Annotated in this window: 25 protein-coding genes; 16 read left to right on the top strand and 9 right to left on the bottom strand. The window is 58.1% G+C overall.

Going from position 1 to position 20599, the window contains the following annotated elements; all coding sequences use genetic code 11:
* Positions 1–191: 191 nt before the first annotated feature.
* Positions 192–1127 carry a DMT family transporter gene (locus HU754_RS18000; RefSeq protein WP_186623555.1) on the bottom strand — a complete coding sequence of 312 codons (936 nt, stop codon included), beginning with the start codon at positions 1125–1127 and terminating at the stop codon, positions 192–194.
* An 85-nt stretch (positions 1128–1212) separates the two neighbouring features.
* Between HU754_RS18000 and HU754_RS17995 the strand changes: the two genes are divergently transcribed.
* The 3 genes from HU754_RS17995 to HU754_RS17985 all read left to right on the top strand — a co-directional run bounded on the left by HU754_RS17995 (position 1213) and on the right by HU754_RS17985 (position 3893).
* A complete protein-coding gene (locus tag HU754_RS17995; RefSeq protein WP_186623556.1) occupies positions 1213–1776 on the top strand; it encodes a helix-turn-helix domain-containing protein in 564 nt (187 codons plus the stop codon).
* Between the two features lie 160 nt (positions 1777–1936).
* Complete coding sequence (locus HU754_RS17990) at positions 1937–2278, top strand: hypothetical protein (RefSeq protein ID WP_186623557.1); 342 nt, start codon at positions 1937–1939, stop codon at positions 2276–2278.
* A 187-nt stretch (positions 2279–2465) separates the two neighbouring features.
* Entirely contained in the window at positions 2466–3893 is a 1428-nt protein-coding gene (locus tag HU754_RS17985) for an FAD/NAD(P)-binding protein (protein WP_186623558.1), read from the top strand.
* A gap of 206 nt (positions 3894–4099) precedes the next feature.
* Here the strand turns inward: HU754_RS17985 and ppnN are convergent, their stop codons facing one another.
* On the bottom strand, positions 4100–5473 hold the full coding sequence (ppnN, locus tag HU754_RS17980) for a nucleotide 5'-monophosphate nucleosidase PpnN (RefSeq protein WP_007910770.1): 1374 nt from the start codon (positions 5471–5473) through the stop codon (positions 4100–4102).
* 223 nt (positions 5474–5696) lie between these two features.
* Between ppnN and HU754_RS17975 the strand changes: the two genes are divergently transcribed.
* Positions 5697–6221, top strand: coding sequence for a DUF3087 domain-containing protein (locus tag HU754_RS17975; protein ID WP_186623559.1), 525 nt, complete (start codon positions 5697–5699; stop codon positions 6219–6221).
* Here the strand turns inward: HU754_RS17975 and HU754_RS17970 are convergent, their stop codons facing one another.
* Positions 6222–6596, bottom strand: a complete 375-nt coding sequence (locus HU754_RS17970) for a DUF2784 domain-containing protein (RefSeq protein ID WP_186623561.1) — start codon at positions 6594–6596, stop codon at positions 6222–6224.
* A gap of 153 nt (positions 6597–6749) precedes the next feature.
* Between HU754_RS17970 and HU754_RS17965 the strand changes: the two genes are divergently transcribed.
* The 3 genes from HU754_RS17965 to HU754_RS17955 all read left to right on the top strand — a co-directional run bounded on the left by HU754_RS17965 (position 6750) and on the right by HU754_RS17955 (position 7969).
* On the top strand, positions 6750–7448 hold the full coding sequence (locus HU754_RS17965) for an AzlC family ABC transporter permease (RefSeq protein WP_186623563.1): 699 nt from the start codon (positions 6750–6752) through the stop codon (positions 7446–7448).
* Entirely contained in the window at positions 7448–7759 is a 312-nt protein-coding gene (locus HU754_RS17960) for an AzlD domain-containing protein (protein ID WP_186623640.1), read from the top strand. The genes HU754_RS17965 and HU754_RS17960 overlap by 1 nt, the downstream gene beginning before the upstream one ends.
* A gap of 63 nt (positions 7760–7822) precedes the next feature.
* Positions 7823–7969, top strand: a complete 147-nt coding sequence (locus HU754_RS17955; RefSeq protein ID WP_177413101.1) for a hypothetical protein — start codon at positions 7823–7825, stop codon at positions 7967–7969.
* A gap of 44 nt (positions 7970–8013) precedes the next feature.
* On the opposite strand, the gene HU754_RS17950 is transcribed toward HU754_RS17955, so the two are convergent.
* From HU754_RS17950 to HU754_RS17935, 4 genes are all read right to left on the bottom strand, one after another.
* Complete coding sequence (locus tag HU754_RS17950) at positions 8014–8286, bottom strand: hypothetical protein (protein ID WP_093437355.1); 273 nt, start codon at positions 8284–8286, stop codon at positions 8014–8016.
* 332 nt (positions 8287–8618) lie between these two features.
* On the bottom strand, positions 8619–9299 hold the full coding sequence (locus HU754_RS17945; protein ID WP_186623565.1) for an SOS response-associated peptidase: 681 nt from the start codon (positions 9297–9299) through the stop codon (positions 8619–8621).
* A gap of 29 nt (positions 9300–9328) precedes the next feature.
* Positions 9329–10171: an ABC transporter permease gene (locus HU754_RS17940; RefSeq protein WP_186623567.1), complete on the bottom strand. Its 843-nt coding sequence runs from the start codon at positions 10169–10171 to the stop codon at positions 9329–9331.
* Between the two features lie 62 nt (positions 10172–10233).
* Entirely contained in the window at positions 10234–11214 is a 981-nt protein-coding gene (locus tag HU754_RS17935; protein WP_186623569.1) for an aliphatic sulfonate ABC transporter substrate-binding protein, read from the bottom strand.
* Positions 11215–11507: 293 nt separating this feature from the next.
* On the opposite strand from HU754_RS17935, the gene HU754_RS17930 reads away from it, so the two are divergent.
* The 3 genes from HU754_RS17930 (at position 11508) to HU754_RS17920 (ending at position 13838) form a co-directional block, all read left to right on the top strand.
* Complete coding sequence (locus HU754_RS17930) at positions 11508–12455, top strand: ABC transporter substrate-binding protein (protein WP_186623571.1); 948 nt, start codon at positions 11508–11510, stop codon at positions 12453–12455.
* A 131-nt stretch (positions 12456–12586) separates the two neighbouring features.
* Positions 12587–13486, top strand: a complete 900-nt coding sequence (locus HU754_RS17925) for a polysaccharide deacetylase family protein (RefSeq protein ID WP_186623573.1) — start codon at positions 12587–12589, stop codon at positions 13484–13486.
* A gap of 109 nt (positions 13487–13595) precedes the next feature.
* Complete coding sequence (locus tag HU754_RS17920; RefSeq protein ID WP_093437383.1) at positions 13596–13838, top strand: DUF1652 domain-containing protein; 243 nt, start codon at positions 13596–13598, stop codon at positions 13836–13838.
* A 4-nt stretch (positions 13839–13842) separates the two neighbouring features.
* On the opposite strand, the gene HU754_RS17915 is transcribed toward HU754_RS17920, so the two are convergent.
* A complete protein-coding gene (locus HU754_RS17915) occupies positions 13843–14205 on the bottom strand; it encodes an NUDIX hydrolase (protein ID WP_093437386.1) in 363 nt (120 codons plus the stop codon).
* A gap of 224 nt (positions 14206–14429) precedes the next feature.
* Between HU754_RS17915 and HU754_RS17910 the strand changes: the two genes are divergently transcribed.
* A complete protein-coding gene (locus HU754_RS17910; protein WP_116255438.1) occupies positions 14430–14627 on the top strand; it encodes a DUF2188 domain-containing protein in 198 nt (65 codons plus the stop codon).
* Between the two features lie 67 nt (positions 14628–14694).
* Here HU754_RS17910 and HU754_RS17905 read toward each other — a convergent pair whose 3' ends face one another.
* Complete coding sequence (locus HU754_RS17905) at positions 14695–14934, bottom strand: hypothetical protein (protein WP_016983018.1); 240 nt, start codon at positions 14932–14934, stop codon at positions 14695–14697.
* Between the two features lie 184 nt (positions 14935–15118).
* On the opposite strand from HU754_RS17905, the gene HU754_RS17900 reads away from it, so the two are divergent.
* The 5 genes from HU754_RS17900 to HU754_RS17880 all read left to right on the top strand — a co-directional run bounded on the left by HU754_RS17900 (position 15119) and on the right by HU754_RS17880 (position 20315).
* Positions 15119–15454, top strand: a complete 336-nt coding sequence (locus tag HU754_RS17900; RefSeq protein WP_186623575.1) for a hypothetical protein — start codon at positions 15119–15121, stop codon at positions 15452–15454.
* 333 nt (positions 15455–15787) lie between these two features.
* Positions 15788–16300: a formaldehyde-activating enzyme gene (gene fae, locus HU754_RS17895; protein ID WP_093437400.1), complete on the top strand. Its 513-nt coding sequence runs from the start codon at positions 15788–15790 to the stop codon at positions 16298–16300.
* Positions 16301–16310: 10 nt separating this feature from the next.
* A complete protein-coding gene (locus tag HU754_RS17890; RefSeq protein ID WP_093437404.1) occupies positions 16311–17345 on the top strand; it encodes an aldo/keto reductase in 1035 nt (344 codons plus the stop codon).
* Entirely contained in the window at positions 17342–18775 is a 1434-nt protein-coding gene (locus HU754_RS17885) for an NAD-dependent succinate-semialdehyde dehydrogenase (protein ID WP_186623577.1), read from the top strand. The genes HU754_RS17890 and HU754_RS17885 overlap by 4 nt, the downstream gene beginning before the upstream one ends.
* Positions 18776–18950: 175 nt before the next feature.
* Positions 18951–20315: an MFS transporter gene (locus tag HU754_RS17880; protein ID WP_116255441.1), complete on the top strand. Its 1365-nt coding sequence runs from the start codon at positions 18951–18953 to the stop codon at positions 20313–20315.
* Positions 20316–20599 lie beyond the last annotated feature (284 nt).

Raw genomic sequence — 20599 nt, 5'->3', positions numbered from 1 at the left:
AAACGCCAGGATGTCTCAGAATCCTACAAAGTAGTCTGGAATTTTCTGTTTGGCATTGTTTCAGGTAGATCGATGTTGCTTGGAATGGCCTCATCGCGAGCAGGCTCATTCCTACAGGGGGGAACGCATTTCAAGTGTAGGAGTGAGCCTGCTCGCGATAGCTATAGTCCAGGCACTAAAGATATTGCAGATTAACCTTGGGTTTCCCGCTCCAGCTCAGCTTCGGCTTCTGCAACCTTACCCTTGGTCTTCAACTCACTGACAATCACCGCCGCCACAATCAACCCCGCGCCCACCAGCGCAATCGCCGGCAAGCGCTCGCCAGCAATTCGCCCAACAATCCCGGCCCACACCGGCTCACCCGCATAGATCAACGTCGCCCGGGTTGGCGAAACACTCTTCTGCGCCCAGTTCATCGCCACCTGAATCGCCGCACTCGCCGCGCCCAACCCCAGCGCAGTCACCAGTAGGGTCCAGGAAAAGTCCGGAATCATTTCCCCGGTCGGCACCACCAGCAGGAATGACAGCACGGAAGTGGTTGCCAGTTGCACAACGGTCACCCGACGCACATCCACCTGGCCGGCGTAGGTACTGATCAAAATGATTTCAGCGGCAATCGCGATCGCACTGATCAGCGTGGCGATCTCGCCCGGACTGAAATTCAGCGCAGCCCCGGACGGCCCCGACAACAACATCAACCCGGTAAACGCCAGCATGATCCCGATGCTCGGCATCAAGCCCGGACGACGCCCGAGCACCAGCCATTGCAGCAACGGCACGAACGGCACATACAACGCAGTAATGAACGCCGACTGACTACTCGGAATGGTTTGCAGCCCGACCGTCTGCAAGCCGTAACCAAGCATGATCGCCACGCCAATAAAGGCGCCGGCCTTGAGTTCGAACAGGGTCAGTTCGCGTAGATGACGCCATGAGAACAGCGCAACGATACAAGCCGCTGCCGCAAAACGCAGGCCGACAAAAAACATCGGGCCGCTGACCGTCATCGCGTGCTGCACCAGCAGGAACGTGCCGCCCCAGACCATGGTAATCAGCACCAGCACGCACTCGGCTTTGCTGAAACGAGAGAAACGGAGGGGAGTGGGGGAGCTGTTCTGCGACGTCATGACCTTGCGCACTATAAAAAGGAGGCCGCACAATGCGCCCAACGTTGCGCAGTATACTGCCCAACCTCACCGAGTGAGCAATATAGTGCACAAAGATTCAATGCAAAGGGCATCCGTCCTGCAACACGTCAGCCAGAACGTCCGGCGTCTGCGGCATGCCGCCGACCTGAGTCAGACCGCGCTGGCAGAAAAATCCGGTGTCAGTCGGCGAATGCTGGTGGCGATCGAGGCGGGCGAGAAGAATGTCAGTCTGACCACCCTTGATCGCGTCGCCGAAGCGCTCGATGTCGCGTTCAGCGATCTGATCCAGGCGCCGGATGCCCGTGATCCGAGCCGCATCAACGAGGTGGCCTGGGCGGGCACTCACCCGGGCAGCAAAGCGGTGCTGCTCTCCAAAGCCACGGCGACCCGCGAAGTCGAGCAATGGGAATGGTGCCTGCAACCCGGCGAGGTCTACCCCTCGCAAGCGGATGCCGAGGGCTGGAGCGAGCAGATTTTCGTCTTTGCAGGTTGCCTGACCCTGATGCTCGGCGACCAGCCGCAGCACATCGGTACAGGTGAGTTTTTTATGTTTGCCAGTAACCAGCCGCACTCCTATCGCAATGATGGCGATGTTGAGGTGCGGTTTGTGCGCAATGTGGTCATATGACCGTTCGTCGGTAAATCGTGGTTACCTGTAATTTCTGACAGTAGACGAACTGACCCTTCCAGCATTTGATGGCTTGGCGGATGCAAACGTTATTCGCTCCCGGCACGGATATCTTCCTTGCCGGCTCAAGTTTCTTTGAATCATCAAAAGGAGTTTTGATATGCGGGACTTATCAACTGCATTGCCTGAAGCACTTCGAGTTAAAGAGGCAAAGGAAGGCTTTATATCCATGAAGGATATTCCCAATGGCCCGACTGCCATTATTCCCAAGCAACCAATTGAAGATGATGGCGATGGCATTCAGATTCTGGTTGGAAACATGAAGACTGACTACATTGAGCTTGGTCCAGTTGTTGATCGAGTGTATGAATTCACCCTGCCGCGGGAGTGGCTGATCGATTTTGCAGGGAGTTCAGAACCCTTGGTTTTCCAGTACACATACTTTGCGGGTGGTATAAACGAATTCATTTCTGAAAAAACCCTTTACCGTATCCTTCACTGATAAAAACACGAGAAGTTGAAATGCTCGACCGGCTCGTATCGGTCGGGCATTTTTTTTCGTTATGGGATAGAAAAAATACTTTTTTCTATAGATATTCTTCACGCGGTTGTTTGCTGACCCGAGTTGCGCATTTTTCATTTGATGTAATGGCAGCAGTGGTCGGCCATTTTGGTAGCGAGCGAGTGGTATGAGCGAAGTACTCAGCGAACAGGCAATAACTCATCAGAGCAACGCGGATATCCTGATCATCGGCGGCGGCCTCAGCGGTACGATGCTCGCGGTGCAATTGCTGAGGCTGCCAGGCCAGCTAAAAATCCTGATCATCGAGCCACGCGCCGAACTGGGGCGGGGCGAAGCGTACAGTGCGATCGAGTTGGGTCACGCGCTCAACGGCAACGCCGCGCGCATGAGTGTTGATCCGGATAATCCTGATGATCTGACGCAGTGGCTCACCGAGCACATTACCGCTGGCGGCTGGCCGGAGTCTGCCGAGCAGAAGGTGCCGATCAGTGAACTGTTTCCGCCGCGTGGATTGTTCGGGGTCTATGTGCAGCAGCGCCTGGCCGAAGCGCGCCTTGTCGGTGCGAGAAATGGCTCAAGCGTTGAACACCTTCGCGCGGAAGTCGTCGATCTGCAGGTCGAGGCCGATTCGGTGCAGCTCACACTGAGCAATGGTCAGGCACTGCGCGGTGGCTACGCGGTCCTGGCGACTGGAATGTTCCCGGCCGCGCGAACCCCGCAGACAACCTCCAGCGGCCTCAACGCCGCCGCGCTCGATCCGTGGGATGTCGCGGCCATGCGTCAACTCGACCCGCAATCGACCGTGTTGATCATCGGCTCTGGCCTGACCATGGTCGATGCCGTGGTGTCACTGGAGCAAGCCGGGCATCGCGGGCCGATCGAAGTGTTTTCCCGCCATGGTTTGTTGCCCCATGTGCGCCGACAACCGCCGGCCTGGGTGGATTTTCTTGGCGACGATCACAGCCTGTGCACGCCTCGGCAGCTGTTGCGCGAATTACGCCAGCAATGCCAGGCAGCCATCGCACAAGGCATCGATTGGCAAGCGCCGCTGGACACGGTTCGCGTGCACATCGCTCGCTTATGGAGCCAGGCGACTGACACGCAGCGTCGACAATTCGTACGCCATGTGCGGCCGTGGTGGGAAAGCCACCATCACCGTTCGCCGCCGCTGAGTGCGGCGCTGGTTGAACGGTTGCACAAAGAAGGGCGATTGCGGATTCAGGCGGCGTCTTTCAAGGGGCTGGAGCCGAATGTGGAAGGTGGCGTGAGTATTCGCGCTCGGCGTCGCGGTGAGTCGCAAACCTGCGTGGTGCAGGGCGCCGCGTTGATCAACTCCAGTGGCATCGAGTACAACTGGCGCCGGGTAACGCGACCGTTGCCGCAGCAGTTGTTGGCGCGGGGTTTGGTGCAGCCGGGGCCGTTGGCGTTGGGAATCGCAGCGGCCGTGGATGGCGCGGTGCTGGATGCCGAGGGATGTGCCGCTGACCGGTTATTTGCCATGGGGCCGCCATTGCGCGGGATGTGGTGGGAGAGTACGGCGGTGACGGATGTGGCGTTGCAGGCCAAGGCGTTGGCGGCGCGGTTGGTGGGATAAGGTTGATGGTGTTCTTTCGGGCCCCTTCGCGAGCAAGCTCGCTCCCACAGGGGATTCAGGTTGCAAATACCATTTGTGCCACGCCACAGAACCTGTGGGAGCGAGCTTGCTCGCGAAGGGGTCATCTGATTCAACATCTCTGTTGACTGGAAGACCGCTATCGCTGGCAAGCCAGCTCCCACATGGATTGTGTGATGGCTTAAAGGTTACGCCACCACTCGATAACACGGCACATACGCCGCGCCACCCGGCAGTTTCATCCGGTGCTGGGCGACGAAGGCTTTGAGCAGCGCATCGAGCGGTTGCATGATCGCCGCGTCACCACGGATCTGGTACGGCCCGTGTTCTTCGATCAGGCGAATGCCCTTGTCCTTGACGTTACCGGCGACAATGCCCGAGAACGCCCGACGCAGGTTGGCCGCGAGTTCGTGCGGTGGCTGGTCGCGGTGCAGTTTGAGGTTGGCCATGTTTTCGTGGGTCGGATCGAACGGGCGCTGGAAGCCTTCGTCGATTTTCAGCAGCCAGTTGAAGTGGAACGCATCGTTACGCTCGCGGCGGAATTGCTTCACCGCTTTCAGGCCCTGAGTCATCTGCCGCGCCACTTCGGCCGGGTCGTCGATGATGATTTCGTAGTGCTGCTTGGCCGCTTCGCCGAGAGTGGCGATGACGAAGGCGTCGAGTTGTTCCAGATACGGCGCGGCATGTTTCGGCCCGGTGAGGATCACCGGGAACGGCAGCCCCTTGTTGTCCGGATGCATCAGGATGCCCAACAGGTAGAGGAACTCTTCAGCCGTACCGGCGCCGCCCGGGAAGATGATGATGCCGTGGCCAACGCGCACGAAGGCTTCCAGACGTTTCTCGATGTCCGGCAGGATCACCAGCTCGTTGACGATCGGGTTCGGCGCTTCGGCAGCGATGATGCCTGGCTCGGTCAAACCCAGGTAACGACCGCCATGAATACGCTGTTTGGCATGGGCAATGGTCGCGCCTTTCATCGGGCCTTTCATCACGCCGGGGCCGCAGCCGGTGCAGATGTCGAGGCTGCGCAGGCCCAGTTCGTGGCCGACTTTCTTGGTGTATTTGTATTCTTCGGTGTTGATCGAGTGGCCGCCCCAGCACACGACGATTTTCGGCTCGACACCCGGACGCAACGTGCGCGCATTGCGCAGCAGGTGGAAGACGTAATCACTGATGCCTTGCGAGGTGCTCAGGTCGATGCGTTGGCTGTCGAGTTCGTTTTCGGTGTAGACGATGTCGCGCAGGGCGCTGAACAACATTTCGCGGGTGCTGGCGATCATTTCGCCGTCAACGAAGGCGTCGGCCGGAGCGTTCAGCAGCTCCAGGCGTACGCCGCGATCCTGTTGGTGAATGCGGATTTCGAAGTCCTTGTAGGCTTCGAGGATGGTCTTGGCGTTATCGACATGGGCGCCGGTGTTGAGGATGGCCAGGGCGCACTGGCGGAAGAGGGTGTAGGTGCTGCCGGATCCGGCTTCGCTCAGTTGCTGAACTTCACGTTGAGAAAGGGTTTCCAGGCTGCCTTTCGGGCTGACCGAGGCATTGATTACGTGTCGTTGGGTCATGCAATGATCCTTAAAACGATGTCATCTCAAGACTAGGCGATGGCATCCGAATAGTGTGTATCCATGAATGAAGATGGCACGATCTGCGCTGTACCGCCATGTCCCCGTTGGACGCTGAAAAGATGAAAAGGAGCCCCAGCATAGCTAAATCCGCGGTAGAGGCGATAATGCGCCGGCCGGTTTTTTCAGTTAGCCCTTTTGTCGCTCAAGGAAGTCATTTGTGATGTTCGAGATTCAGCCGATGGATGCCGCCACTTTTCGCCAGCAGACCCGCCGCAGCACGATCATCATCGCCGTGCTGTTCCTGGTGCTGGCGATGTTGTTTTCCAGCGTGGCGGTGGCGCTGTTCGGCGAGCCTGGCGGCGATAACCTGCGCTTCAATGTCGGCGGCGTGTTTGTGGCGTTTCTGCTGACCGCAGCGTTACTGCGCGGGCGCTTCTGGAATCAGAGCTGGATGGCGCCAGCGGTGTACAGCTGGCGGCTCAAGCGCAGTCTGATGAGCATCACCAACGTCATGCACCAAGTAACTGCAGCCGTGGAGCAGAATGATCCGACGGCCATGAAGGTTCTGCGCTTTTACCATCTCGGCTTGACGCAAATGCACGAACTGGACGGCAACTCCAGTGATCACGGGCAACTGTGGCGGGAAGTTGAAACGCACAAGGCGCGGATGCAGGCGCTGGGACTCGATACCGAGCAGACGCGCCTGGATCCGGTCTGGCTGGAAGCCTTGAAGACTTCGCGTTGATTACACGGCTCGACGCAGTTTCCATGAGCGTATTAAACGGCCATACACCAGCAGGTTGATCGCCAGCACCACGCTGCCGAGCGCCAGTTGAATCTGCGGGGTGAGCCCGGCGGGGTAGATGATCGGCCAGATGTAATGCTCGATGAAGCCGCCGGCGTATTCGGTCTGCCCGGCGGCGTGGCGCATGAGGTTTTCCCAGTAGGTCAGCGGGCAGGTCAGGTGCAGCACCTCGACCGCCACGCCCCAGGCCGCAGCCGGCAAATGCAGCCACATCAAACGTGGCCATTTGAGGACCAGCAGCCCGCCAAACAGCACAAACAGAATGAAGGACAAATGAAACAGCACCAGCCCGTCGGCTGCGATTCGGTACAGCATGTCGTCTCCCTGACGCGGTTGTGAATGGCTCACATGGTACGCCGATGGCCGTCCACAGTCGGCGCGATTTAGCGCAATTGCGCAAGATTGTTCAAGCCGGACAAGGGGATTTGCTGGCAGAGTCTGCTGCTGTTTCCACTGTTGAAGAGCGATATGTCTGACTCACTTATGCCGCGCAGTGCGTTCCTTCGCGGCGCTGTGGCGATCATGCCGTTGTCTCTGGCCACCGCGCCGTGGGGACTGTTGGCCGGCTCGATGGCGATCGAGGCCAACCTCACACCGCTGCAAGGGCAGGGCTTGTCGAGCATTGTGTTTGCCGGCGCGGCGCAATTGGTCGCGATCGGCATGCTCAAGGGCGGCGCGGGGATTTTTTCGATTCTGTTGACCACGCTGCTGCTGACTTCACAGCACTTGCTGTATGGCATGAGCATGCGTTCGGTGATTTCGCCACTGCCGGGGCGCTGGCGCATCGGGCTGGGCTTTTTGCTCACCGACGAGTTGTTTGCACTGACCAGTCAACATGATCGCCAGCAGTTCAACCGCTGGTATGCGCTGGGTGTCGGCCTGACGTTTTACATCGCGTGGAATCTGTTCACCCTGGCCGGCATTGTCCTCGGCAGCAGCATTCCGGGGCTTGAGCACCTGGGGCTGGACTTCTCGATTGCCGCCACCTTCATTGCCCTGATTACACCGGTGGTGCGCAACGTGCCGACAGTGGTTTGCGTGGCAGTGTCGCTGTTTTGTTCGGTGCTGTTCAGTTACTGGCAATGGGGCTCGGCCCTGGTGTTGTCGGGGTTGGCAGGAATGACCGCAGGGTTTATCTGCAACAAGCTGTATCGGGAGCGCACATGATGGTTTGGGCGGTGATTTTCGGCATGGGGATTCTGGTGTTTCTCAATCGCTACGTGTTTCTTGAACCGCGTTTGCCGGTGCGCTTGAGTAGCAATGCGCGGCAGTTTCTCGGTTTTGCAGTACCCGGGATGCTCACCGCGATCTGCGGGCCGATTGTCTTCATGCCGGACAAGCAGCTGAATCTGCAGTGGGACAATCCGTACCTGCTTAGTTCGCTGGTGGCGATCGTTCTGGTGATTTACACGCGCAGTACTTTGCTCAGTATGTTGTTGAGCATGGCGTTCTTCTTTTTGCTGCGGTGGTGGTTGTAAGTTGTACGTTTGAAACTGTTCTACGCTTTAAGGATGACGGGTAACTGATGACGGGAGGTGTACATGACGACTGAGCCAAAGCAGCCAGAGGCGGATGACCAAGACACGGATGAACCGACCCAAGAAGAAATAGAGCGGGAGAAACACAACGAACAGACCTGGAAGCGCGATGAATCCACAGAGCTTTCAGATCCAGACCGCAAGTTTTGAAGATTTTTACGAAAAAGCCCCGCACATGCGGGGTTTTTTTGGGTTCAGAGATCGTCCAGCTGCGTGAAATCGGGGTGTGAAGCCCGATATCCCAATGTTCGGTCGATCCATGCGTTCAGCTCGTTGACCATCACCGGCGCGTGGCCGGGATACCCTTCGAGGGTGGTGCGCAGGATGCGTTCGATATCGGGAACGGCACGCAGGTTTCGGGTCTTGATGTAGTGGCCGATAAAACAGTCGAGTTCAAAGCGTTCTGTCATGGACAGATAAATACACTCCAGGCCGCTGACCTGTTTGATTGCAAAATCGTCGCGCAACTTATTTCTCTGCAAGGCTTGTAGACGTTATGGGGATTCCTGGTTTGTTGACTCTTTGGTCAACTGGTATACCAATCGGAAAGGCGGCGCGCATGCTAGCCGTAGTGCATCTAAATGTATGTATGACGGTTGAAATGTCAGACAGGCGGTTTGTTCATTCGAACGTGTGTTTTATTTGCAGCGTTTCAAAGATGAAACAGAGTTTGTAACGGCAGTGATTCGCCTTTATGAGTCGCTGAAGGTTGCAATAATTTTATTCTTCTAACGCTGCGTCAAAAGATCGCAGCCTTCGACAGCTCCTACATTGATAGACGCGTCAAGGCGGCAAATGTTTAAGTCTGCTCAATAATCAAACTGGCCCCCTGATTGCGTGCGTTACCGACCGCTTTGCCGACTTTGTACCATTCGAACACTTCACTGCCTTCACCTTCGAACAACAGCATTTGCTCGGCGCGTTCAACGGGTGTCGCGGGGTCGAGCCATTCGTGCACCAACTCTGTGCGGAACACCACTGGTCGGCGATCGTGGATATCGAGCATTCCGCCGGCGGAATCGGCGGTGATGATCACGAAACCGTCGTCGTCTCGGGCCGCTGTTTCGGCTGTCGGAAATTGGCCGATGGCAGCGCAGAAAACCGCCCCATGATCTGCCCGACGAATCAGCCACGGTTGTCGGGTTTTGTCTTCGGTGTCGACCCATTCAAACCAGTTGTCCACGGGCACAATCAAGCGATGTCGCCAGATCGTCCGGAAGAACGGGCCATGGGCGACTTTCTCGACCCGGGCATTGATCGGTGGTGGGCGATCCTTGGCCCAGTGCGGGCGCCAGCCCCAGCGCAGATTGTCGGCCTGCAGCTGTTGCCCTTGTTGGTGCAGGACGGCCAGCGCGGTAGTCGGCGCGGCGTTGTAGCGGTCGAGCGGTGCATCGCCGACGTGATTGATCAACGCGTCGGGAATGCTCAGCACAGCGACGAAGTCGTGAATGCCACGGTACTGCGAGAGTCTTCCGCACATCGGCTGAATCTCCGGTTGGAGATTTCAGCTTAGTCGCTGGCGCCTTGGCCGGTGAATGTGTCACGCCAGTTCAACCAGCGGCGTTCGAGCATGGCCAGCAAGCCATCGCTGAGTTTACCGAGCAAGGCGAGCACGATGATTGCGGCCAGCACGATGTCCGGCCGCGAAGTTTCCCGGCCGTCACTGAGCAGATAACCCAAGCCTTTGGTGGCCGCGATCAACTCCGCTGCCACCAGAAACATCCACGCCAGACTCATGCCGCTGCGCAACCCGGTGAACAGGCCGGGCAGGGCGGCCGGCAGCAATATTCGTCGCACCAGTTGCAAGCGGCTGAAGCCATAGATGCGGCCGACTTCCACCAGTTTGCGATCAATGTTGCGAATGGCCGCGACGACGTTGACGTACACCGGAAAGAACGCACCAATGGCGATCAAGACAATTTTCGAGGTCTCGTCGATGCCCAGCCACAACAGCAGCAGCGGCACCCAGGCCAGGCTCGGGATTGAACGCAGGGCGGCGAAAGTTGGTTCCAGATAGGCCTCGGCTTCGCGGCTCAAACCGACCCAGGCGGCAAACACCAGCGCCAGACTGGCGCCAATGGCAAAGCCCAGCAGCACGCGAATCAGGCTGGCGCCGATGTGTTTCCACAGCGCACCCTCAGCGAGGTCGGTGAGGGTCAGGGCAATCTCGCTCGGTGTCGGCATCTGGTAGGACGGCAGCCACCCGATGCGTACGATAATTTCCAGCGCAACGATGATCAGCAGCGGCAGGGCCAGGCCCTTGCAGCGGCGCTGCCATGCCGGATTTAAACGCGCAGGACGCTGGCGCGGTACGGCAAGTGGCGCGGGCAAGTCTTTGCTGTGAGTGGTCATGGTTTTTGGCTCCGCTCACAACAAATCCGCGACGGGCGCGGATTTGTCCTGAGGCTGATCGGTTACTGGCGGGCGACGGCTTGCTGTACACCGCTGTCGAGCAGTTGGTCGATGACTTGATCGACATTCACCCCACGGCGCACCAGTTCCTCAGAGACCAGAATCGGCGCCGCAGCCTTGGAGGCGCTGATGTCCTGTTGGGTCAGTTGCGGGCTGCTCAGGTCGGTGCGCGATAGTTGCAGCTTGGCTACGTCCAGCGGCAAGCCGGACTCCTTGGCGAGGAGGGCGGCGAACTCATCAGGATTTTTCAGCGCCCAGTCGCGGGCCTGTTCGTAGGCTTTGATCACGGTGTCTATGGTCTGCGGATGGTCTTTGGCGTATTGCTCAGTGACGCTGACCACGCCGTAGCTGTTGAACGCCGGGTTGCGGTAGAGCAGGCGCGAACCGGTCTGAACCTGACTGGCGGCCATGTGGGGATCAAGGCCGGCCCAGGCGTCGACATCGCCTTTTTCTAGCGCGGTGCGGCCATCTGGATGTTGTAGATGAACCAGTTCCACCTCATCTTTTTTGAGTCCGGCCTGTTGCAGGCTGCGCAGGGTAAACAGATACGGATCGGTGCCCTTTGTGGCGGCGATTTTTTTGCCCTTGAGGTCGGCGACGGTCTGATATGGCGAATCCTTGCGCACCACCAGCGCTGTCCATTCGGCGCGGCTGTAGACGTAAACGGATTTGATCGGGCTGCCATTGGCCCGACTCAGTACGGCCGCCAGGCTGGCGCTGGAAGCGAAATCCACGCCGCCACTGTTCAGGTATTCCAGCGAACGGTTGCTGCCCTGGCTCAATACCCAACTGACTCTGGTTTGCGGCAAGGCCTTTTCGAGGAAGCCGAAGTGCTTGAGCACAAGACTGACCGGCGAGTAATAGGCGTAGTCGAGATGCACTTCCGCCGGCGCGGTCTCAGTCGCGTGGGCGAACGGTTGCAGACTCAGCATCACGGCGCTGGCGGCCAGCAGTGTTTTGAAATAAGGAAAGAACGATGTCATGGAGCGCTCCGGCAAAGGCACAGGTTTCTTATGTCCAAAAAGATATTTTTATCGAATGCTTCCTGCATGAATGGAATATTGCAGGCTCTGTGCCATGTGCTTGAGAGCGCCGGTTTATAAGGGTTTTAACGCCAGGTGCAGGATTTCAGCTGTTGCGGGGGAAACAGTGTGATTCGCTACTGTTGGCAAGCAAACAGCAAGTATCAACCGTGAGGAGCTTATGCATTTATCGAATTTCAAAACCTTGAATCAACAGCGTTATGGTCTATGCAATTACTTTCGCAGGACTCGCCATGAAGCTTTCTCGTTTCCTCCGCAGTGCGTTAATCACTGCATTATTTACCTCGCCACTTTCCTACGCAGCCGAGCCCTTGGTCCTGCACGTCGGTGATCAGAACTACTACAACATCCGTGCCTCGGTGGAGGCGTCCGGCGTGTTGAAAGACGCGCCTTATACCGTCGACTGGAAGCACTTCCAGGCCGCTGCACCCTTGGCGGAAGCCTTGCAAACCGGTTCGCTGGATCTGGGCTTTCTGGGCGATTCCGGTTTTCTGTTTCTGGCTGCCAAGCAGGCGCCGGTGAAACTGATTGGCGTATCGCGGCAGAATCCGGACACCATCGCGTTACTCGTGCCGAAGGACTCGCCGGTAAAAACCATCGCTGATCTGAAGGGCAAGAAAGTCGCTTATTGGCCCGGTGCCTGGAGCCAGCAGTTGACCTTGCGCGCCCTGGAGCAGGGCGGTCTGCCGGAAAACTACGTCGATTTCGTCAAACTGATGCCGATCGATGCCGCCGCAGCCCTTCCACAGGGCAGCATCGACGCTTTCCCGGTATGGGAACCGTACATTTCCCAGCAGATCGTATTTTCCGGCGCGCGGCCGATCCTGACCGCCAAGAATCTGATGCCGGGCCTCAGTGCTATCGCGGCGTCGACACCGTCCATCGACAGCAAACATGCAGCCATAGCGGATTTTCTCGGGCGCTTGAAGCAGGCGCGGGCCTGGGTCGACAGCCACACGGATGAATACGCCGATCTGTGGGCGAAGAAAGCCAATCTCGATCAGCAGGTGTCGCGCCACTGGTTGCGTCAGGCGCACATGACTGTGGGACCTGTAGACGAGCAGGCGGCTTCAGACCTGCAAAGTACCGCTGATTTCCTGTTCAACGTGAAAGCGCTGCCGGCCCCGTTGGCCACGGCAGGGATTATCGACACGTCTTTTCAACAGGCATTGGCTCACTGAGCGAGCGCCGGAACCAAACCCTGTGTACCTTATCCAACCTCCGCTCGCAGATCGGGGCGCAAGGATGGATAAGGGCGAGGGAGTTTTGCCAATCGACAACATGACGGCAGCCGCCGTGCTCAAGGCAAAACATGACATCCGGATTCAAGCTTCTCTGTGCAGCGCTCATCGTCCTCGGGCTGGCCGGTTGTATCGCCGCCCCGATAGAAATGACCGCGCAAACCGAAACGCGCCTGAAAACTCAGGCACCGGTGCGCTTCCTGTTGACGTTCGATGACGGCCCCAGCGCATCCAGTTTCTGGAATCCGTCGGCGAGGGTGCTCGACAGCCTCAAGGACAATTCGCTGATGCCGAATATCAAAGCGGTGTTCTTCGTGCAGACGCGGGCACCGCGAGCGGGCAACAGTGACATCGGTCGCGGCATCATGCGGCGTGAGTATGAGGAAGGCCACATACTGGCGTTTCACACGGCCACCCACTGGCACACCAATCATCGCTTGCTCGATCCGCAAGAACTCGAAGAGTCGCTGACCAACGGCACGGCTGATATCGCTGCCATCACTGGCGCGCCGCCGAAGTTGCTGCGCCCGCCGTTCTGGAATTACGACAAACGTACCTTTGCCGCTTATCAACAGCATGATTTGCATGTGTTGCTCACGGATTTAAGTGCCAACGATGGCAAGATCTGGGGCTTCAATGCCAGCCCGAGGCGTCGGGCAAACATGCTGCGACAATTATCAGAAGTTCGTGAACGGATTGCCCTTGGCGAATTTCCGACCGTTGACGGGGTGATTCCGGTAGTAGTGACGTTTCATGATCTGAATCGCTATTCCGCGCGGCACACGCGCGAATACCTGCAGATTCTGCTCGATAGCGCCGCTGCCACGGGCGTGAAGCTGGCGGACAAGCCTTTCTACGATGATCACGCTGAACTTGAGAAAGCCGCATTGGCCCGTACGGTGGAAAAAAGTTCGGAGCCGGTAAATTTGCCGGGGATGTGGAACTGGATCTGGGATCACGACACACACTGAGGGCGAGGTGGATTGTTGTGATCGGGTTGGCATTTTGTATCGGGCAAGCCACAAATGGCTCATCTATGCTCAACGAGTCGACCGACCAACGCCTGCGAGGCGTGCACTCATGCTTGCCATTGACGATATTTGCCGGATTGTCGAATCCGGCTTTCCTGCGTTCAAGTGTGACTGCATTCCGAGTGCGCAGGGACTGCTGCAAATCAAGGTTTATGAGCCGGACAGCGGGCGTGTCGAATTGCTGCTCACTGGCGTTTCCCCGGAACACCTCGTCACGATCCGTGACATTTCCAACTTCATCGGTGAGTTACGCACCGAAATGAGCGCCGGTCGCCGGGCCTTTGCTGGTTAACGCCTCATAAACGTCGTCGAAACGCTTCAACAATGCGCAATGTCGCCTCACTGGTGTGCAGATTGCGCACTGCGTCCAGCGGATGCCAGATGCAATCAATGATCTCGTTCTGCGGCCGCACCTGTTCGAAGTCCAGCACGGAGACCTCGTAGACATGATGCTGTGTGCTGCCGCTCTGCAATTCCATTAAATACAACACATCGTCGGCGTCCAGGCCGGTTTCTTCTTGCAGTTCACGTACGGCAGCCTGCGCTCGGGTTTCCCCGGGCTCGACCTTGCCGCCGGGCAATGTCCAGCGGCAGCGGGGTTTGCGTACCAGGAGAACGTGGCGATCCTGTTCGCATATAACGGTTGCGCGTACTTTCATCTGTTACCTGTTTATTGCTTGTCACGAAATAGTAATAAAACTGCAATATTTGAGCCGGGGCCAGCAACAAAGGTTTCATTTGGATTTGGAGCGTTGGCTGCAGCGTAAAGTGCCCGCGCCATGATGGTCGCGGCTTGCGACATTCGGTCGGCATTTCGGGCGGATCAGGGTGTAAGGTAAAAGCGTGAAGCTGGATCTGACCGTTAGCGAAAATGGAGGTGTCCATGAGCATGCCGATGTTGATCAAGATGCACATGAACGGCTATGACGTGCTTAGCGTGAACAATGGCCCATGGCGGGTTTGCACTCAGGGCGATCGGCTGGCGTCGTTTGGCAGCAGGGAGGAAGCACTGGCCTATGCCGCTGCGTTGCCTGGCTACAAAAAACGCTCGGCGCGCGCGCAAAGTCACAAAACCCACTGACAGGCAGGCCGTAACGAAAGAGCCCCGGCATGTGTCGGGGCTTTTGTTTGAGGTAGGTGGGTGGGTCTCAGTGGACCTTGGTCCGGCTGATGGCGCGGGCTTTCACTTCCTTGGCATAGAGTTGCAGCCGTTCCTCATCGCTTTGCAGCACCTCACAGGATCTCAGCACGCTTTGCGCATCTGCCTCGTTGCCGGATTTGCGCAGTTGTTCTGCGATACGTTTGAGGTCGACCGCCGACCATCTCAAGTCCGATGCAACGCTTTGCAGGTCGCGTTGAAGTTCGTGTTCATATTCATTGAGCCGCATGATCACCTCCAGAACATTCTCGGTAGAAAAGAGTAGTCGCATTTTTCGTCGATGGGCAAAGCCTGTTCGTCAGCACGCTGAACGGTTGTGAAAAGTTGTGCAGATTGCGCCAAGGGCGCGGTGCCACGATGGATGTAGCGCCGCTTACACGCTACATTCACTTTTTTCAGATCAGGAATACACCATGCGGATATGGATCGGGAGTCTGGCGTTGACCCTGTTGGCAGGTTGCTCGTTGCCGGCATCGCTGGTGCCGGGTGAGCCGAATATCAGCAAAACCAGCGCCAAGTCGCCCAAGGACTATGCTGCGTGTTTATTACCGTTGTGGCAGAAGGATGTGGCCAAGACTTCGCAGACATCGATTTCCAACGGCTACCGCATCACGGCGCCAAGCATCATCACGGCGGACGAGATCCTCGACATCGTCAAGTACAAGGATGGCAGCCGGGTTTCGTTGTATCAGGGGCCGCCGTGGGCCAAGTCCGGGTCGTTGCGCCAATCGGTGCGTGACTGCCTGTAACCACGCCTGCAGGCGGTGTGCATCGAGCGCCGGCCATCAATGGCCAATCCGGACGCATCGCCTTCAACCATCCCGCTCTCTGAGCGGGTTTTTTTTGCCCGCGAGAAGGGCTATGACTAAAACTCATTGCCCCATGATTTTTAATGGTTACGGCCGGCTCCAGTCCCGGTGTTAAAAAATCGCAAACACAGCTCATCAATAACAACCAGAGAGCGTTTGCAGCCATGTCCCCTTTATCCCGCCGACTCTCCCTCCGCCCGTTATTGAACACGCTCGCTATCAGGTGCGCGTGAGCTATCGAACATCCCTCGTATCGCACAAGAGTAATGACTGATGAAAGAACTCGACCTGTATATCGGTGAAGGTTTCGAAGGCCCGGGCGTGAACGCCGCGCACATCAATATTCTGATCGGCCCGCGTAACGGCCCGGCCGGGCAGGCGTTCGCCAACAGCCTCGCGTCGCCGAGCCAAGGGCACTGCCCGTTCATGGTGATTGCGCAGCCGAACATCCCGGTCAAACCGATGACCTTGTACGTGAATAAAGCCGCGATCAGCAGCGACCTGCACGGCAACGCCACGTGGGGTGCCTCGCAGGCCGGGATCGCCAAAGCCGTGCTCGAAGCGCTGCTCGACGGCACGCTGCCGCCGGAAGCCGAAGACGAATGGGCAATCGTCACCGCCAATTGGGTCAACCCGGCGTGCGACGACCTCGATGCGGTGTACCTGAACAACTACAACGCCTGCCGCACCGCGATCCGCGCGGCACTGACCGGCAAGCCGGAAACCGCGCAACTGAAAGACGTCGTTGCGCACATCAGCAATCCTTTCTACACGCCAAAAGCCTGAGGTCGACGCCATGCAATACATCCGTTTGGGCAACTCCGGCCTGCAGGTTTCGCGTCTGTGCCTGGGCACCATGAACATGGGCACGCCGGACTGGAAACCGTGGATCTTCAATGAAAAGCAGAGCGAGCCGATCGTCGCGCACGCACTGGACAACGGCGTGAACTTCATTGACCTCGCCGACTTCTATTCCGCCGGTGTCGGCGAAGAGGTGGTGGGTCGCATCGTCAAGCGTCTGGCCCGTCGCGAAGACCTGGTGATCACCACCAAAGTCGGTTACGGCACCCGCAGCGGCATCAATGCCAGCGGTCATTCGCGCAAACACATCATGGACAGCATCGACGCCTCGCTGAAGCGTCTGGACATGGATTACGTCGACGTCTTCATGCTGCATTACTTCGATGTGAACACCCCGGTCGAAGAAACCATGGGCGCCTTGAATGACATCGTGCGCTCCGGCAAGGCCCGTTACATCGGCGTTTCGACCATGCTCACCGGGCAACTGGCGAAGATCCTCATGGCCTGCGAGCGCAATGGTTGGGTCAAACCGATCAACATGCAGCTGCAACTGAACTGCGCTTACCGCGAAGAAGAGCGCGAAATGATTCCGTTCTGTCGCGATCAGGGCATCGGCGTATCGGTGTTCAGTCCTTTGGCGCGTGGTCTGTTGACCGGTGACGTGCAGTCGACCCGCAACCAGACCGACTTTTTCACTCAGCAGATGTACAGCGACGAAGCCTCGTTCGAAATCGCCCACTCGGTGCAGCGCGTAGCCCGTGCTCGCGGTGTGTCGAATGCGCAGATCGCCCAGGCTTGGGTGGCGAACCATCCGGGCGTTGATTGCATGCTGGTCGGCGCCGATACCACCGCGCAATTCGACAGCGCATTGGCCGCACTTGAAACCAGGCTCGACGCTGATGAATTGCATGAACTGGAACGCAATTACACCCCGTGCGACGTGATCAACGATTACACCGCCGGCAAACGCATCCTCCGCTCGGCGCGTCCGGGGCTTGAGCGTTTCACTCTGCAGGGAGCGGTGGCATGAGCGATTTGATCCGTCACGGCAACTTCATCGATGGCCAGTGGGGGCAGGGCGGCGCGACCTATCCGGTGCGCAACCCGGCCAACGGCGAGCTGATCACTGAGGTGCAGAAGGCTGGCGCCGAAGCGACCAGCCTGGCCATCGACGCCGCCCACCGCGCACTGCCGGCGTGGCGCAAATTGACCGCGAAGGAACGCAGTCAACGCCTCAAGCGCTGGAGCGAATTGATGCTCGCCAACCAGAAGGATCTGGCCACGCTGCTCAGTCGTGAACAAGGCAAGCCGCTGGCCGAGGCCATGGGTGAAGTGGTTTACGCGGCGAGTTTTCTTGAGTGGTTCGGCGAGGAAGCCAAGCGGGCCTACGGCGATGTGATCCCGAGCCACAAGGCCGATGCGCGAATCATCGTGGTCAAGGAAGCCATTGGTGTGGTCGCGGCGATCACCCCGTGGAATTTCCCGTTGGCGATGGTCACTCGCAAGGTCGGGCCGGCGCTGGCGGCGGGTTGCACGATGATTCTCAAACCATCGGAAGAGACGCCGCTGTCGGCCTTTGCCTTGGCCGTGTTGGCCGAGCAGGCGGGGATTCCGGCTGGTGTCTTCAACATTGTGTCCGGCGATGCCGTCGCCATCGGTGGCGCGCTGCAGGCATCGAGCATCGTGCGCAAATTGTCCTTCACCGGCTCTACTCGCACCGGCAAGTTGCTCATGCGTCAGGCCGCCGACACCTTGAAAAAGGTCTCGCTGGAACTGGGTGGCAATGCGCCGTTCATTGTCTTTGACGATGCCGATCTGGATGCCGCAGTCAAAGGCGCAATGGCCTCGAAATTCCGCAACACCGGGCAGACTTGCGTGTGCGTGAATCGCTTCTTTATTCAGGACGGCGTCTACGAAGCCTTCACCGGCAAGCTTGCGGAAGCGGTGGCAGCGATGCGCGTCGGCAGTGCACTGGACGGTGATACCGAACAAGGTCCACTGATCAACAGCGCGGCGCTGGCCAAGGTGGAAAGCCATGTCAGCGATGCCCTGGAGAAGGGCGCGACATTGTTGTGTGGCGGTCGTCGTCACGCCTTGGGCGGCACGTTCTACGAGCCGACCATCCTCACTGAGGTCAACGGCGACATGCTGATTGCCCAGGACGAAATCTTCGGTCCGGTGGCAGCGTGCTTCCGCTTCAAGGACGAGGCCGAAGTGCTGGAACGCGCCAATGACACGCCTTTCGGGTTGTCGGCGTATTTCTACAGCCGCGACATCGGCCGGGTCTGGCGTATGGCTGAAGGCCTGGAGGCGGGCATGGTCGGGATCAACGAAGGGATCATCTCCACGGAAGTGGCACCGTTCGGCGGAATCAAGGAATCGGGCCTCGGCCGCGAAGGTTCGAAGTACGGTCTGGATGACTATCTGGAGATCAAATACCTGTTGATGGGTGGTCTCTGATTCCCCGAAAACAACAATCTTTGTGAGCGCTGAGCCTGCTCGCGAAGACGGTCTATCAGTGGAAAGTAATGTGACTGACATGCCGCCTTCGCGAGCAAGCTCGGCTCCCACAAAAAGCAAAAGCAAAAGCAAGAGCAATCGGTTTCTCCGTCAATAACAACAATTGGAGACGAACATGTCCGCTCAACCCATAAAAATCGATGACCTGCCGATCGGCCGGTTTCATATCAAGATCGCCGGCCTGACCTTCGGCGCGCACTTCACCGACGGCTACATTCTCGGCCTGATCGGTATCGCGTTCACCTTACTCAGTCCGCAGATGCAGCTGGATGCGTTCTGGCAAGGCTTGATCGGCGCGTCGGCGTTGATCGGGCTGTTTCTCGGCAGTCTGTTTTTCGGCTGGATCTCCGACAAGGTCGGCCGGCAGAAAATCTTTCTGGTCAGTTTTGTGCTGATCACCGTGGCCTCGGTGATGCAGTTTTATGTCGAAACAGCGATGAGTCTGTTTCTTTGCCGAGTGCTGATCGGCATCGGCTTGGGCGGCGATTTCAGCGTCGGCCACGCGATGCTGGCCGAGTTCTCGCCGAAGAAACATCGCGGCGTTTTGCTCGGTTCTTTCAGCGTGATCTGGACCTTCGGTTACGTTGCCGCAACCTTCGTCGGCACGGCAATGCTCAGCCTTGGCGATGATGCCTGGCGCTGGATGCTGGCGTCGTCGGCGATTCCGGCGGCATTGATCCTGATCGCGCGCATCGGCACGCCGGAATCGCCACGCTGGCTGGTCAATCAGGGACGCATCGCCGAGGCGCGGGCGATCGTCAAAAAACACTTGGGCGATAACGTCGAACTCGACGAAACCCGCTCCACGGAAACCCGTTCCGGGTATGCGGTGCTGTTCAGCCGTGAGTACCGCAAGCGCACCGCGTTCAACTGCCTGTTCTTCGTGTGCATCGTGATGCCGTACTTTGCGATCTACACATTCCTGCCGTCGATTTTGCAGAAGATGGGCCTGGCCGAAGGCTTCGGCACTGAGTTGATGTTGAATATGCTGCTGATCCTCGGCGCGCTGATCGGTATCTGGTGCACGATCAAATTCACCCGGCGTGGATTCCTCATCAACTCGTTCATCATTCTCGCGGTGGCGCTGTTTCTGCTGGCGGTACTGCCGGGCAGTGCGGCGTGGCTGATGGTGCTGGTGTTTGGTCTGTTTACGTTGGTGTTGTCGGCGGTGAGCAATCTGGTCGGGGTGTTCCCGGCGGAGAGCTTTCCGACCGAGGTTCGCGCCAGCGGTATCGGGCTGGCGACGGCAGTGAGTCGTTTGGGGTCGGCCGTGAGTACGTTCCTGCTGCCGGTAAGTGTGGCCGGGATCGGCTTGAGCCCGACGATGGGCATTCTCGCGGCGATTCTGGCGATTGGCGCATGGCTGTCGTGGGCGTGGGCGCCGGAGACCAAATCGCTGACGTTGAGTCAGGCGTGCAAGGCGCAGACCACGGTGGAGGGGAGTTCGATTGTGGTGAGCAAAGTCGTCACGCCGATTTGATGTGCAAGGCTTAAAACCTCCCCCTCACCCCAGCCCTCCCGAAACGTCGGACCGCCCCTAAGGGGCGAGGGGGAAAGGAGGCCGATCTTTGTGGCTTTCAACGTTTGCGTTCGACTCGAGATTTCAGATCGGTGTCCCCCATACAATCACCCCGGCCAATTCCCTCTTCCTTTGTGGGGCGAGGGGGAAAGGGGGGCGATCTATGTAGTATTCAAAATCTACGTTCGACTCGGTATCTCAGGTCGGCGTAATTCGAATAATCACCTCGGTCAGTTCCCTCTCCC

Source organism: Pseudomonas zeae, from assembly GCF_014268485.2.
Taxonomy (GTDB): Bacteria; Pseudomonadota; Gammaproteobacteria; order Pseudomonadales; family Pseudomonadaceae; genus Aquipseudomonas; species Aquipseudomonas neuropathica.
Note: the sequence above shows the minus strand (reverse complement) of the source record. Positions and strands in the feature narration are given on the sequence as shown.